The sequence below is a fragment of the Aquimarina aggregata genome (assembly GCF_001632745.1).
GTDB classification, from domain to species: Bacteria; Bacteroidota; Bacteroidia; order Flavobacteriales; family Flavobacteriaceae; genus Aquimarina; species Aquimarina aggregata.
This window is the reverse complement of record NZ_LQRT01000003.1, coordinates 1-15,266: the sequence shown is the minus strand read 5'-3', so window position 1 is coordinate 15,266 and position 15,266 is coordinate 1. Positions and strand designations below refer to the sequence as shown.

Annotated in this window: 9 protein-coding genes; 3 read left to right on the top strand and 6 right to left on the bottom strand. The window is 33.5% G+C overall.

The features are described from left to right. Positions 1-4 precede the first annotated feature (4 nt). Together AWE51_RS06140 and AWE51_RS06135 are read right to left on the bottom strand one after the other, a co-directional pair. The gene (locus AWE51_RS06140) at positions 5-1,696 is read right to left on the bottom strand and encodes a GMC oxidoreductase (protein WP_066311035.1); all 1,692 of its coding nucleotides are present in this window, start codon (positions 1,694-1,696) and stop codon (positions 5-7) included. Positions 1,697-1,720: 24 nt separating this feature from the next. After that, complete coding sequence (locus AWE51_RS06135) at positions 1,721-2,224, bottom strand: c-type cytochrome (protein WP_099098770.1); 504 nt, start codon at positions 2,222-2,224, stop codon at positions 1,721-1,723. A gap of 315 nt (positions 2,225-2,539) precedes the next feature. Here AWE51_RS06135 and AWE51_RS06130 point away from each other — a divergent pair, with 315 nt between their 5' ends. Further along, positions 2,540-3,427: an AraC family transcriptional regulator gene (locus tag AWE51_RS06130; protein ID WP_066311033.1), complete on the top strand. Its 888-nt coding sequence runs from the start codon at positions 2,540-2,542 to the stop codon at positions 3,425-3,427. Between the two features lie 118 nt (positions 3,428-3,545). On the opposite strand, the gene AWE51_RS06125 is transcribed toward AWE51_RS06130, so the two are convergent. Beyond that, positions 3,546-6,347, bottom strand: a complete 2,802-nt coding sequence (locus AWE51_RS06125; RefSeq protein ID WP_066311030.1) for an eIF2A-related protein — start codon at positions 6,345-6,347, stop codon at positions 3,546-3,548. 325 nt (positions 6,348-6,672) lie between these two features. On the opposite strand from AWE51_RS06125, the gene AWE51_RS06120 reads away from it, so the two are divergent. Beyond that, positions 6,673-7,131, top strand: coding sequence for a COG2426 family protein (locus AWE51_RS06120; protein ID WP_066311027.1), 459 nt, complete (start codon positions 6,673-6,675; stop codon positions 7,129-7,131). 189 nt (positions 7,132-7,320) lie between these two features. Next, positions 7,321-8,940 (top strand): aminopeptidase P family protein, encoded by a 1,620-nt coding sequence (locus AWE51_RS06115; RefSeq protein WP_066311026.1) that lies wholly within the window; start codon positions 7,321-7,323, stop codon positions 8,938-8,940. 33 nt (positions 8,941-8,973) lie between these two features. Here the strand turns inward: AWE51_RS06115 and AWE51_RS06110 are convergent, their stop codons facing one another. The 3 genes from AWE51_RS06110 to AWE51_RS06100 form a co-directional block, all read right to left on the bottom strand. Next, positions 8,974-9,420 (bottom strand): hypothetical protein, encoded by a 447-nt coding sequence (locus AWE51_RS06110; RefSeq protein ID WP_232517349.1) that lies wholly within the window; start codon positions 9,418-9,420, stop codon positions 8,974-8,976. A 194-nt stretch (positions 9,421-9,614) separates the two neighbouring features. Then, on the bottom strand, positions 9,615-14,195 hold the full coding sequence (locus tag AWE51_RS06105) for a carbohydrate-binding protein (protein WP_066311023.1): 4,581 nt from the start codon (positions 14,193-14,195) through the stop codon (positions 9,615-9,617). Positions 14,196-14,316: 121 nt separating this feature from the next. Beyond that, positions 14,317-15,266 (bottom strand): Ig-like domain-containing protein (locus AWE51_RS06100; protein WP_157766031.1); only part of this gene is annotated, 950 nt, incomplete at its 5' end.

Genomic DNA, 15,266 nt, shown 5'->3' with positions numbered 1-15,266 from the left:
AGAATTAAGCGTTTTTTTTAATTTGTTGTGCTGCATGGTTCGCAGCTCTTGCACTAAAAGCCATATATCCTAATGAAGGATTTACACAGCTTGCAGAGGTCATAAAAGCGCCATCGGTAACATAAACATTTGGGACAGCATGGATTTGATTATGTTTATTAAGTACAGAAGTTTTAGGATCTCTACCCATTCTGGCCGTACCCATTTCGTGGATTCCTAATCCTGGTGCACCGATAACATCCCAAGGTTCTACATCAGTAAAACCAGCTTTTGTTAGCATTTCCATTGCTTGCGATACCATATCTTTGCGCATTTCGAGTTCATTTTCTTTAAACTCAGCATCAAATGTAATGGTTGGCAGCCCCCATTCATCTAATTTGTCATAATCCAAAGTCATTTTATTTTCATGATAGGGTAGGCATTCTCCAAAGCCCATTAATCCAATTCTCCATTTACCGGGTTTTAGTATATTTTCTTTAAGCTCCGTACCATAACCTAATTCGGCAATTGTTTCTCTCCAATCACTTCTACTGGCACCTCCTTGATATCCATAACCACGTTTAAATGTTTTTTGATCAGTATCTCCGCCAAGGTTTCTGAAACGAGGAATATAGATTCCGTTGGGTCTTCGACCTTTGTAGTATTTATCTTCAAAACCATTGTAAGTGCCAAAAGCACCGGCAGTAAAGTGATGATCCATGATATTGTGGCCTAGTTCTCCAGAATCATTTCCTAATCCATTAGGAAACCTTTCTGATTTTGATTGCATTAGAATACTAGCCGAAGCAATTGCTGAAGCGCATAAAAAAATCACTTTAGCAGTATATTCCATAGTTTCTTTAGTCTCAGCATCTATAACTTTAACGCCAGTAGCTTTACCAGTCTTGTCATCATACATAACTTGATGTACAATCGAGTTTGGACGCAATGTCATATTACCAGTTCTCTCTGCGGCAGGTAGCGTAGAAGAGTTACTACTAAAATATGCACCAAAGGGACAACCACGCATACAACGATTTCGATATTGGCAATTCATACGCCCCTCAAAGGTTTTAGTACCTGTAATATGAGCCGTTCTTCCAATAGTTAATAATCTATCGTCGTAATTTTCTGAAATATTAGATTTTAAATGGTCTTCAACACAATTTAACTCCATAGGAGGAAGAAATTTACCATCTGGTAACTGATCTAGCCCTAGTTTCTCGCCACTTACTCCAATAAATTCTTCAACTTTATCATACCAAGGAGCAATATCTTTATAGCGTACAGGCCAATCTACAGCAATTCCTTCTTTTTTATTGGCTTCAAAATCAAAATCACATAAGCGATAACTTTGTCGCCCCCACATTAATGATCTTCCACCTACATGATATCCGCGAATCCAGTCAAAACGTTTTGTTTCATTATATGGGTGTTTAAGATCGTTTACAAAAAAGTGGCGATGTTCTTTTGCAGTAACATAGCCGGTTCGATGTTGTTTTTCCTGCTGGGCAACATCCTCTCTAGTGGGTCTACCTTTAAAATCTGAATCCCATGGGTCATCATTCATAGTAGTATAATCTTCGATATGGCGTACCATACGTCCTCGTTCCAAGACTAATGTTTTTAGTCCTTGTTCACAGAGTTCTTTGGCGGCCCAGCCACCACTAATTCCCGTTCCTACAACTATTGCATCATATTGTGGTTCATTTTTCATATAAAACTGACTATTTTTAAGCGATTATTCTAAAGTTCTAAACCATTCTGCCATAGCTCGAGCTTCATTTTCGGGGATATTTTGATTGATCATGATCGTTTTATTGTATTCTTCGAACAAAGCTTTGGCTACTGGATCTTTTTTTAACATTTCATCAGGATTCATTATCATATTCATAACCCACTCTGGACTACGTTTCTTATAAATTCCAATCATAGGTGGACCAATGAATTTTTTATCAACTTTATGACAAGCAACACATTTAGATTTAAAAAGTTGTTCTCCTGTGTTGGCGAGAGCTTGATCTATTTGATTCGAAAAAGTTATTGATTTTATAGGTCCAATCCCTTTATTATCTAACATAACTGGTACTTCAGAATTTTCTGTAGTTTGGACACTCTTTTTATCTTTTTTTGTGCCAATGGTAATAGATTCTTTATTGGCTTTTTTTTCTTTTGAACAGCTTGCAAGTATGAAGCAAGCAAAACAACTAATAATTAGTATTGATGATTTGATGTGTTTATTCATTTTTATGATGGTGTAAATCGTGACGATGATCAAATAACTATTCTATAAAATTATAGAAATTCAGTATTAAATATAGTGATATCACTTACGTTTTAACATTATAATTAACGATTTTATGACGTTGTACATATTTTGTTATGTTTTGATTTTTGTAAGAACCTACTTTAATTTCAGTATTAAAAGGTTATACATGTGAAAATAGAGTAATTTGTATTTCTCAAATCTATTGTTAAGATTTTATATTCTTTTTAACTTATTATGCTATTTTTTGCATTAAATTGTCATTAAGTTGTTTTTAGATAGATAATTTAAAGTATGCAAAAAGCTTCGTTTGAAAAAGTAATATCTCAATCTGGTTCATCTTTTAAAGCGTTTTATTTTAAACCTCCTTATATGCCTTACGGGGGGAGATGGCATTTTCATCCAGAGTTTGAAATTGTATATGTACCAACTGGTAAAGGAAAACGATTTATTGGTACTAGAATCAGTCAATTTAATGATGGAGATTTAGTTTTATTAGGACCTAACATACCACATAATTGTTTTAATGTAGGTTTTGAATCTGAGAATTATGAGGAGTACGTAATTCAGTTTAAGGGTGAAGATATTATTGAGGCTAGTAAATATTTTGTAGAATTTGAAGGAGTGGATAGACTTTTAACTATGGCAAGTGCAGGTTTAAGTGTTAAAGGAGTTGATAAGCACTTAGTGGGAGAAGAAATAAAACAAATGATAGGATTACCCCCTCTAGAAAGACTATTTAAACTTTTTAAAGTTTTACAATTATTTACTAAGGTTTCTTGTCAAAGTTTAGACGCTCGACAATATCTATCACTGTCTGTTGTAAATATTGGTAGAATAAGAGAAGTTTATGAAATTATTCAAGACAGATATCATGCTAGTATATCAACAAGAGAAGTAGCTCAAAAAATTGGTATGACAGAAAGTTCTTTTTGCCGTTTTTTTGTAAAAAGCACGGGAAAAACATTCAAGCAAGTACTAACAGAAATTAGAATACAAAATGCATGTAATCTATTAGTCAATACTGATGCTACAATAACAACAATAGCTTTTGATTGTGGTTTTAATAGTGTTTCACTTTTTAATCGACTTTTTAAAAGAAATATTGACGAAACTCCTAATCGATATCGTCAAAAATATATGGATCATGTTCAGGTTTCTTTACCTGCGAAAATTGCTTAGGATTTAATTCAGAAAACAAGGTTTATTCGATAATCGAGATTTAAATGCTCCGAGGCTTGCCCCGAAATTAAAATTATTTTCAAACCGATGCCCCGCGGGTTTGCCCCGAGGTAGTTTACTAAATTCCAAATTTCTCTTTTTGAGAACTGTGTAATGGTTGAATTTTATTGCTTTTTAAAAAACTAGATATCGATATAGGTGCAGACCATATATGAATACTACCATTCCAAGAACCTGTTATGATAGTATTTCCATCTGGAGAGAAATTTACAGCATCAATACCATAGATAGAGTCTTTAAAAATGTGTATAATATTGCCAGATAAATCCCAAAGACGTACAGTTTTATCTAATGATCCAGTAAGTATCATAGTGCCATCTGGTGAAAATGCTATAGAAGTAATTCCTTCAGAATGGCCTTTAAATTCCTGAATAAGTTGTCCTTTTAGATTCCATAAACGGGCAGTATTATCTAAAGAACCCGTTACAATTGTTTTTCCATTAGGAGAAAACGCACCAGAATAGATACTTTTTGAGTGTCCTTTGAATTTTTGGATGATGTTTCCTCGTACATCCCATAATATAGCTGTCTTGTCATCTGATCCTGTAAGTATTGTATTTCCATTTGGAGAAAAAATAACATATGAGACTCCTTTAATATGTCCTTTGAATTCTTGAATAAGGTTTCCTTTTAAATCCCATAGTCGTGCGGTTTTGTCCTGAGAACTTGTAAGTGTTTTTTGACCATCTGGAGAAAATGAAGTACTGAATATATTACCGTTATGTCCTATGAATTTTTGTAAAATAGTTCCTTTTAGATCAATCAAAAAGGCAGTATCATCTGCAGATCCGGTTAGTATAGTTTTTCCATTTGGAGAGAAAGAAACTGTAAAAACAGCTTCATCATGTGCTTTAAATTCTTGTATAAAACTTCCTTCTTTGTCCCATAGGCGTATTTTTTTATCTGCAGAACCTGTAACTATTTTACTTCCGTCAGGAGAAAACGAAACGGATTGCACGATATAATTGTGCGCTTTGAATTTTTTAATTAATTTTCCTTTTAACTCCCATAACCGAACAGTTTTATCAAGAGAACTTGTTACTACAGTTTTATCATCAGGTGAAAAGTTTGCCGAAAAAATAAGATCAGAATGTCCTTTAAGGTGATAAAGAGATTTTCCTTTTAGATTCCAGATACGAGCAGTTGAATCCATAGAAGTGGTCAGGATAATGTTTCCATCATTAGAAAAGGAAACAGAAGTAATGGTTTTAGAATGCCCCTTAAACTGTTGAATAAGTTTCCCATTTAAACTCCATAAACGTGCTGTATTATCTCCTGATCCAGTAAGAATCGTTTGGCCATCGGGAGAAAAGACAACCGAAGTTACATCACTAGTATGCCCTATAAATTCTTTAATAAGATTTCCTTTTAAATCCCATAGCCGGGCTACTTTATCACCACAACCCGTAAGTATCGTATTTCCTTCTGGAGAGAAAACCGCAGAAGAAAGATATTGGGGATGGTCTTCGAATTCTTTTAGGAGATTACCTTTGATATCCCATAACCGAACAGTTTTATCCCAGGAACCAGTAATTACTTTATTTCCATCTGGCGAAAAAGAAATTGAGATTATTCTTGCTGTATGCCCTATAAATTTTTGAATGATATTTCCTTTGAGATCCCATAAAATAGCTGTTTCATCTTCTGATCCAGTCATAAAAGTTTTTCCATCGGGGGAAAATTTGATAGCAGAAACAACATCAGAGTGTCCTTTGAATTCTTTAATAAGATTTCCTTTTAAATCCCACAGTTTTATGATACTATTTTCAGAACCTGTAATAATAGTTTTTCCATCTGGTGAAAATACAGCACTGTAGATCCCTTTTTCAAATTTTCCAATATTCTTATAAAAGACATTTTCCTTATAAATCTTGATCCTATCGGTATTAATTTCTTGGTTAAAAGGTAATTTATCTAGGGCCGCATCTGCCAATTGTAAACCTAATGTGGGGTTATAGAGGCTTTGTTTATTTGCTTCCATGATAAGATAATTACCTAATGCACGATTGCGTTCTGTTATTGCAATACTTTTTTGTTTTAAAGCATTATCTCTTTCTATCTGGGCAGTATCTTTTTGTAATTTTGCAAGAGTAGCGTTATACTCGGCTTCTTTTCTAGCTTTTATAGCATTATCTCTTTGTTTTGAAGCTTCAAGAGCAGTACTATCGGCTTTTAATCTATTTATTTCTGCTTTTTTGGCGTTGTTAATGGCTGCTTCTGCATTTTTTGTTGCACGTAATCCTAGCGAAATTGATAAAATTGCAAGTATTAATAATACACTTATAGCACCATTTCTAATCCAGATCATTTTACGATGTGCTAACACAGCAGCACTTGCCATATCTTTAGGTTCTTTTTTGTGCAAGTGTGCAGCAATTTTAAGAACTTCTTTTTTGAAAATAGGATTGTTCAAAGATAAATCTTCATGTGTCTTAGATGTTCGTAAATCTATAAAAAATGGTTCTTGAGAAAATGCTCTATCTAGAGCATCAGGAAGTGAGTTGTTTTTTGGATCTGAAAAAGTATGGTTCTCATCGTCCCAAAAAATATCTCCCTCTGTTAAAACAATTAATAAGGTGTCTAGTGATTTATGAGCCAACCAATAGTCTACCTCTTTGTTAACCCATTTTGAGTTCTCAGATAGAGGAGAAGCCATATATATAAGGAACTCAGATTTATCTAATGCTTTTTGAATATTCGACCACAAATGGGGAGAAACTGATAAACTAGTCGTATCTCTAAATATATTTAGGTTTCTAACTTTATACCATGGCTTTGCAAATTTTTCTAGAGCAGTTTGAAGAGCAGGAGCCAACATGCCATCAGCAGCATGAGAGTACGAAATAAAAGCGTTATACATTAATAAGGTTTTAAGCTTGCTATCTTTTCAGCAACGATATATAAAAACAATTTAGATGAGTAACATTACCCATAAAAATTTGTTTTTTTAACATTGCAATTTAACTATTTCATATTTTTTTAAGAATATGCCGGAGCAAAGAAAAAAATAAATATTAATTTGTTTATTTTCAAGTTGTTAGATGGTGTTGTAATTAAAATTAATATTATACGACTATTAAAAGAAGTACGAGTTTTTATACCGATTTAATGGTTTTTTATGATTTAAAATTATAGAAATCATAATTAAGAACACTAAATTTGTAGGCTTTTAAGAAAAATTGTTTGTGATACAGGATATTATAATTGCTATTTTATGGAGTTTATCTCCTTTTGGAGAGGCTAAAGTTGGAATACCATATGGAATGTTTAATGGAGTAAACATCTATTTGGTATTTGCGGTATGTTTTTTAGCCAACGTTCTTGTTTTTCCTATCATGATATTTTTCTTAGAAAGAGTGAATAATTATTTATTAAGATGGAATTTTTACAAAAAAGCTGCAATTTTTGTGGCTAGACGAGCAAAAGGAGGATCCGGAGAGAAAATTCAAAAATATGGTTTTTGGGGTCTTTTATTGTTTGTAATGATTCCCCTTCCTGGAACTGGAGTTTATGCAGGTAGTATAGCAACATACTTATTTAAAATAAAAAAGAGAAAAGCCTTTGTAGCAAATAGCGTAGGCATATTTTTCTCATCAGTAATTGTTTGGGTTACTACTTTAATAACGATGCAAGGTATTTCTTAAATAGCCTTTTGATAGCGTATTGTTTTCTTCAAAATTGATGGTATGATCTTATACCAACTTAATAGAGCGAAATTGTTTTTTTACTTCTTGACTTCATTCTACATATATTAGAATAATTAAAAGTTTGTTAAGAACAGGATATACATAGATTGATTTAGTACTTTAGGTTAAATCATAAATGCTAATATTGTGAGATTCTGTATTTTTTTAGTCATTATAACTTCAACTTTTTTTGTTTCTGTTGCACAGGAAAAGCCTACAGATTTTTTATCTAAAGAGTTTCATAAAGGTAGAAGAGATGCAGTCAGAAAACTAATGCCAGCAAATAGTGTTGCAGTTTTCTTTACAAATCCAGTAAGAAATAGAGCTAATGATGTAGATTATGTGTATCATCAAGATCCTGATTTTTATTACCTGACTGGTTACCAAGAACCTAATGCTGTTCTTTTGATTTTTTCTGAAAATCGAACAGATAGTGATAATGAAACTTACAACGAAATAATTTTTGTTAGAGAAAAGAATGCCCGTGAAGAAATGTGGAATGGGAAAAGACTTGGTATCTCAGGAGTAAAAAATAAACTAGGCTTTAAGCAAGTTTTTAGTACTGCTGATTTCTTTAATTTCGAAATTAATTTTGACGTTTTTGAGTATGTAATGGTATATGATTTTAAGAATGATTATAGAGACTCAAGAAGTAATAAAGAGGATTTGTTTAATCTAGTAAAGTTCTTTAAAACAAAAGTAAATTATCCCGCCGATTATGACCCTGTAAAGCAACAAATTTATACAAGAATAATGGCAACAGAAATAGAAAATAGTGCTAATGTTGCCCAAAGTTTAGGTAGAGTACTTAATTTTTATGAAGATTTAAAATCGGATGAATTGATTAGTGGATTTATTAATGCTAAAGATGATGCTATTCGAAAGGAATTAAAGGAGAAAATGATATTAAAAGTTACTGAAAACAAATTGAATTCTAGTCTATTGGAAGAGATTATGAATACATTAAGAGAAACAAAAACTAAAGAAGAATTAGTATTGTTAAAAAAGGCTGTAGAAATCTCTGCAGTAGGACAACTTGAAGTCATGAAAGCAATGAAACCAGATATTTCTGAAACCGAGATACAGGGCATACATGAGTTTGTGTATAAAAAGTATGGAGCAGAATATGAAGGATATCCGTCTATAGTAGGAGCAGGAAATAATGGTTGTATCTTACATTATATAGAAAATAATAAACCAAAAGTTGGAGAGAGGGAGCTAGTTTTGATGGATTTAGGGGCAGAATATCACGGTTATACTGCAGATGTAACAAGAACAATACCCGTTAGCGGAAAGTTTACTAGAGAACAGAAACTTATATATGATTTGGTATATGAAGCCCAAGAAGCAGGTATAAAAGCGGCTGTAGTTGGAGCTCCTTATAGCGCTTCAGAAAAAGCGGCTAGAAAGGTCATTAATAAGGGTTTAATTACATTAGGTATTGTAAAAGAAGAAGAAGAGGCTAGAATGTATTTTCCGCATGGTACTTCTCATTATTTAGGCTTGGATGTTCATGATAAGGGCACATATGGCAACTTTAAAGAGAACACTGTAATTACTGTCGAACCGGGGATTTACATTCCCGAAGGAAGTAATTGTGATAAAAAATGGTGGACTATAGGTGTACGAATCGAAGACGATATTTTAATAACAAAAAATGGCCCGATAAATCTATCCGAAATGGCACCAAGAAAATCTGAAGATGTTGAAGCAGCTATGAAACAAAAAAGTGTATTAGATGATTTTAAGCTGCCAGTATTGGATTAGTTTTATTTTAAAAAGTTAATGATTTATAGTTGATTAAGCCGCATTGTCTTTTTTGTTGGATAAACTTTTTGCCCAAGATATGGCCTCAGACAAAGAACTAAAACTTTGTAGTTTATTACGCATAAAAAGCTTTTCAAGTAATGAGTTTAGCATCCCTTTTTGATTATAACTTACAATGCCATATCCCTTTAGTAAATACCTATTTTTGTAGAATTTTAGCCAATCACTAGGCACCACAGAATAAGGATTAATACGATTCGTTATATATACTAAACCTTGCCCATTTTGATCATAAAGTTCACTTAATTCTTCAACTAGTATTTTTGCATGATCTTCCCAAGTAAAAACAACATCTTTATTTACTTCTCCGATTACATAGGTATCAAATAAATAAAAGTCACCAAAGGAGTAATTAATCTCCTGTATTGCATCCTGATAAAAAGAAGAATTTTTCACACTTTCCATGCTCAAAAATAACATAATTATGATTTTATTGAGTGAAAAGTGCTTTAATTTTAGTTAAAGTGTCGATGAAAAGTTAGAAAATAGGGGTAAGGTGTTTTTTGAAATGTTTAAAATATGAATTCACAATCATAAAAATTTACAAGGGCAGATAGGTTAATTAAAACCAATCTGCCCTTGTAATTTATTTCCTTTTACTACAATGGTGTTTTCTATTTCTTAACAAAAATCATAGATTCATTTAATTTATAACCTCGAATAATCAAAATATACACCCCAGATGGTATATCATTAATATTCAGGGTTTGTATAGTAGTATTTTTAGATATAAAAGATTTAACTTTTTTTCCCTGTAAATCTTTTATTTCTAAAGTATGGGTTGAAATTGGTAAACCTGTTATGTTTAGTATATCATTTACGGGGTTTGGAAACAAATTAATATTACTAGAAGCGTCAATATCATCTTTATTGGTTCTGTACGTAATAGCCAAATGTGGTTTTGATATAGTTCCATTTTCTTTAGAAGCAAAAGCGAAATCATTGCCAGACAAGGTCTCTAAAATAATGGATATTTTATTTCCTGATATATGAGCACTATTTAAAGGTATTTTTTTAGTATCCCCGATAGAGAAACTATCATTAAGACTTCCTAACTGAATTCCTTTGGCTGGCTTATTGGTGTTGGACAAGTTATTTTCTGTCCAATTTATTGTATTTCCTTTATTGATTGTAAGATTTCCGTTTCCTGAATCACCATACACATTGAATATAAGATCGGCCTTAGTGATAGTCCCATTAATAGAGGATAGATCAAACATCAAATATCCGATACGTCTTCCGTTTTCTAAACGTATCATAGTGTTATTAAATCGTGCATTATTATCCAGATAAGCATCATGTACGGGAGAAAGGGTTATTGTTTTTTCGATGCGTACAGGTTGAGCTATTTGTACTCTATCGATATTAAAAAGGTAACCTGTTCCTCCTGTGTATACTAATCGTAATGTCTGAACACCTTTGGCAAGTGATATAGAAGTTGTATAGGATTGATAAGAATGCCAATTGCCATTGTTGGGAATTTCTAAAGATCCTTTTAACGAATCGTTAGAATAGATTTTTATACTACCGCTATTACTGAAACTTGAAGCAAATACTGTAAGATCATAAGTTCCTGACTCCACAACATTAACCTGATAGTTGGTATAGTCGCTGTTACGAATAAATCCAAGATTTTGCCCACCACCAGGTGTGTTTTCTATTTGTAAGTTTCCGGAGATATTAGTAAAAGCTTCGGCTTCAAAATTTCCTGGTATTGTGACTACATTTGCACGATCATTTACCGTAATCGTTTTTGTTTTGGTAATAGTTTTATTATTGGGTGTCGTTGCTACAGCTTTTAGTTCATATGTTCCAGCTGCAAGATCTAATAACATAGGATCTTGTTGTGTCACATTTGCTATACCCCACTCATAAGGAGCGACTCCTTCTTGTCTAACTAACACATTGTTTATATACAGTTTAATATTAGAAACACGTCCGCTGTTCACAGAAATTACCACACCTAAATCATCACCTTCGTCTAATTGGCTATTAGTTGGACTGGTGAACACAATTTCTGGGGTAAGATCACAAGGGGTATCTGAGGCATTAGGACCTTGAATATAATCAATAAATGTATGTCTGGATGCTGATGTATCTGGTGGAAAATCTAATCGAATTTTAGTAATTGTTTTTCCCATCCAAGTATCAAGATTACTCATATCAAAAACAAGTTCTTCAAATATATTCGTGGTTTTAGGAGTTACGGTTACAGAGCGAGTTGCTGTAAATCCTGTTTGATCCGTAGTTGCCCAGAATAACTGGAAAGCACCAGCAGCTTCGGATTTTGCCCTAATCTTTATTTTTGGTACTTGACTACCGCTAAATTTTAATCCACTTTTTACGATATAAGGATCATTAGAGTTATCCACTCTGACTAACCAATACACATTACTGCTTACATTACTAGCAGAAAAATTAACTTTTTGAAACCCTTCATCCGTTTGATTAAATGCAAAGTTTAAATCAGAGGCATTATTTGGATTTCCGCAAGTTTCTGTTTCGACGATGTCAGGTCTTCCATCACCATCACTATCAGTAGCGGTAATCCCATCAAGATCATTTTTTGTACATGGAAGAGTGGCCGGCTGAAAATTTCCATTATGATCCCAATTTAAAGTAACATTAACTCTGGTGTCACCTCCAACAGCCCTGAACTTAACATAAACATCCCCATTGTTGGCTATAAAATATCCATTATTTGTTGCGTTTTCAACTGCTGCAATAGAATTTAATCGCGGAGATCCATTGACTCTAAAATTTCCTAATTTTCCTAAACCTTTGAAGCATGCCAATCCTAAATCTCCGGCATCCCCTCTATTCCAGATAAGCAATATGCTTTTATTCGCAGGAGCACTATCAAAATAATAGGTATACATAAAATTCTTATTTACAATTTGCGGAAATTTATAAGTGCCAGATGATTTATCTCCTGACTCATAAAAACAAACATCATCTGTACCTGATTTTGAACGAACTACTGATATTCGGCTCCCACTTGCATTTATTCTAGCCATCCATAAGGATGCAAAGTAATAATCTGATCGAGCTGCATTTCTCCAAGAGGGATGTCTATACTCATGTCCATCTCTAAGAAAGGCTACATCTCTAATAAGTGTACCTGGTTTCCCTAAAAAAGTTCCATCATAATCTTTGAAAAATTGACCTATTTTTCTCGTTCGCGTAGCATCTGTGTTAGGCAAAGGGAAAAATCTAAATGGGAAAGGTTCAGAAAATCCTTTGGTAGTTCCACGAAATGTAGGATTGAAATTCTCTGTGGCACCTCCGCCAGTAATTTGTTTAATCATTTCTGCATTAGAACGATTCCATCCTTCAAAATGGCAATCGATATGTCTACCTGGACCGTCGTAAAACCTGAAGAATTCACGTACACCGTTAAAAACACCTAAGTCTGTATCCACATTAAAAAGACTATTTTCTATGGTGAGATCACCAGCTAGCATAGAGATAGTTTTATTATCACTAAAGGCACAATTATAGAAAACTGTATTTTTATTCTGCCCATTTACTCCGAGGCCAGAATAAATTGCCTGATCGTTTCCATAAAATAATCCGTTTTCAATTAATTGTCGAGCGCTTATGTCCCAACCAAAATTAGCCTTTATCGAGTGATCATCATTTAATTGATCAAATACATCAAAACCAGTCATGCATGTATGCGCAACAAATCCTTTGAACTTTCCTAACTTTTCTTTCCAAGGAAGTGGATTGCCTTTATAATAATCAAGTTTTCCAGTGTCGAATAAAGCTCCGTTTGCAGGAAATGCAAACCAAAATCCAGTTCCTTCTGTACCTGCTGCGATATTATTCTCAAAGTAGTTATTAGGATTGGTGATCCAGTACGACGAAGGTGTTCTATTTTGTGGAGCGTTAAATTGATTATCAGAAGGGGTTAACTCTTCTCCTGATTTTGGTCGTCTTGTTACAAATACCACATTATTTCTGAGAGTATTAAATCGTTCACCCCCATCTTCAAAAAAGATCCCATGCCCGATATGGTCATAAGCAAATACCCCATCTACTGTTACATAATCTGTACCATGAATCGTTACGGCACGGTTAAAGGATTTATGTACACTACTGTTTCTTAAGTAACTTCCTTTTGCTTTATCTTCGTTTAGATGCCAATGAAACGGATACCTGCCTAAAATTCCTTTCTGTCCCATTTTGTAGAGTTCTACGTGTTCTACATGAGCAGCAGAATTCTTCATGAGCATAATGTGACCTCCAAATCCAGTTTGTTCATTGTTTCCATCCATTTTACCTTGAATCTTGATATAATGTGATAACAAACCTACTTCTCCATAAATATCTACATTCCAGGTCTTTCCATCTTGAACTCTTGCATATGTTTTAGATCCACCGATATGCTTAAATTTTAGCGGAGATTTTAATGTAAGAGTTCTTCTGTCATCACTAATAGCAGTAACCTCAGCTTCGTCCACATTGTTCCAAGTTTTGGTTGATGAGCTAGCCAAACCCGTAGCGGTAAGCGCAATTTTATCTCCTACTTCCCAATCAATAGCTTCTTTTAAGGTAATTTTAGTAGCTCCTAGATTGGCAGTAGTACTAAGATTGGTCCAACTCTTTCTTTTTTTTCCGTGTAGTTCCAAACGACCTCCACCCATAACCATGATAGCTTTATAAGATGCAGGGGAATTGTTTATTTTATTACCTGTAAGTGTTATTTGACATCTAACACCATTCGCACTTTTATCTGCGTAATAAGGCTGGTTTTCGGTTCCTATTTCTAGTAAACCTCCATTGGCTACCATAATACTTTGAGCTTGTAATTCGATCCAGGCACCTTGAGATTGATAATTAACAGCACTTAGTGTTCCTTGTACGGTGATGTTCTTGGCTCTACAGGTACCTACCATCTTTAGATCAATTCCTGATGGAATAATGATATCATCATTTGTAGTTGGTTTTATACCATTAGGCCAGATAGATGTGTCTGTCCACAAACCAGAAGTAACTGGTCTAATCGTAGCCATGTTAACTGAAGACGCACAATCGTATGAGGAAGAGACTATAGTGGTTGATGTTGTTAGATTAATAGCAAAAAGCTTACTGATAAAGAGCATTAAAAACAATATTAATGTTGCCGTAACAAGACTGTTGTGTTTTGTTAGTTGTTTAAACTTTTTTATAGTTATAGGTATTTCTTTCATAATTGAATTCGTTTGGGTTTACAATTAAGATTTAAATTATATTGCTTAGAATGGTATTTAGATATTTTTGATGTGTTATTTTACATTTCTAAACATACTTTGTCAAATCATGCATTTAATACTATTGTTTAACAAACAATATTGATTTTTGAAACCTAGTTGCTTTTATCAATAAAAAATAAGACCCAGATGGTAATTCTGAAATCTCTAGGATCTCGGTTGTATTTTCTGTATTGGCTTCCTTTAAAACTCGTCCATCTAGACTTACTATTTGTAGCTTTTTTAGGCCGGGTAACATTCCAGTAATTGTATATAAGGATGCAACAACAGGGTTAGGATATCCTTTAATTTGTAATATGTCTTCTACGAGTTTTGAACTATTACAATTAGGCTCAGATGCAGAATTACTAAAGTAGATTGTGAAATTTCGGTTTTTCGAAACCAGTACAAAATTGTTTCCATCTCTTGCAACCCAATAGGCCCCATCTAAACCATTAAAACCGGTATTATTTAATGTAACTTCTGGTTTTGTGTTTTTTAATTGAAAAGACATCGTATTTTTAAAATCCACATACCAATCTGGTGATCCATTATTAGTATTAATTGCGAATTGATACAACTCATTATTTTGTGGTACCCAATTGATTGTGAATTTTCTAAAATTAGAAAGATTGGGCCCGTTATCTCCAAGAATATGAACATTAGAGTATGCTACTTTATCCATAGCGCTTAAACCACTGCTCATAGGTGCTCCAAAGGAACATGTATCTCCGTTGCCTGAATCTGTTCCTCTTATTGTTAGTGTAAATGTTACTTGATTGGTGGCTCCATCATTATCTGTGGCAATCGCTTTAAACGTATAAGAACCTGTACCCAATCCATTTAATTCTTGAGGGTTTGGAGAGGTATCATGACCCCATTCATATGGGACTTTATTCTCCTGACGAACAAGATCATTATTTATATACAACTTTACATTAGCCACAGTTCCATCGGAATCAGATGCATTTACAACTGCAGTAAGATCATATCCTTCATCAACCGTAATGTTTCCTGTTGGCAATGCAAAGG

Bases quoted from the DNA above. Each gene is read 5' to 3' on its own strand.
- AWE51_RS06135 (WP_099098770.1), bottom strand. From the start codon at position 2,224: ATGAATAAACACATCAAATCATCAATACTAATTATTAGTTGTTTTGCT.
- AWE51_RS06140 (WP_066311035.1), bottom strand. From the start codon at position 1,696: ATGAAAAATGAACCACAATATGATGCAATAGTTGTAGGAACGGGAATT.
- AWE51_RS06125 (WP_066311030.1), bottom strand. From the start codon at position 6,347: ATGTATAACGCTTTTATTTCGTACTCTCATGCTGCTGATGGCATGTTG.
- AWE51_RS06110 (WP_232517349.1), bottom strand. From the start codon at position 9,420: ATGTTATTTTTGAGCATGGAAAGTGTGAAAAATTCTTCTTTTTATCAG.
- AWE51_RS06105 (WP_066311023.1), bottom strand. From the start codon at position 14,195: ATGAAAGAAATACCTATAACTATAAAAAAGTTTAAACAACTAACAAAA.
- AWE51_RS06130 (WP_066311033.1), top strand. From the start codon at position 2,540: ATGCAAAAAGCTTCGTTTGAAAAAGTAATATCTCAATCTGGTTCATCT.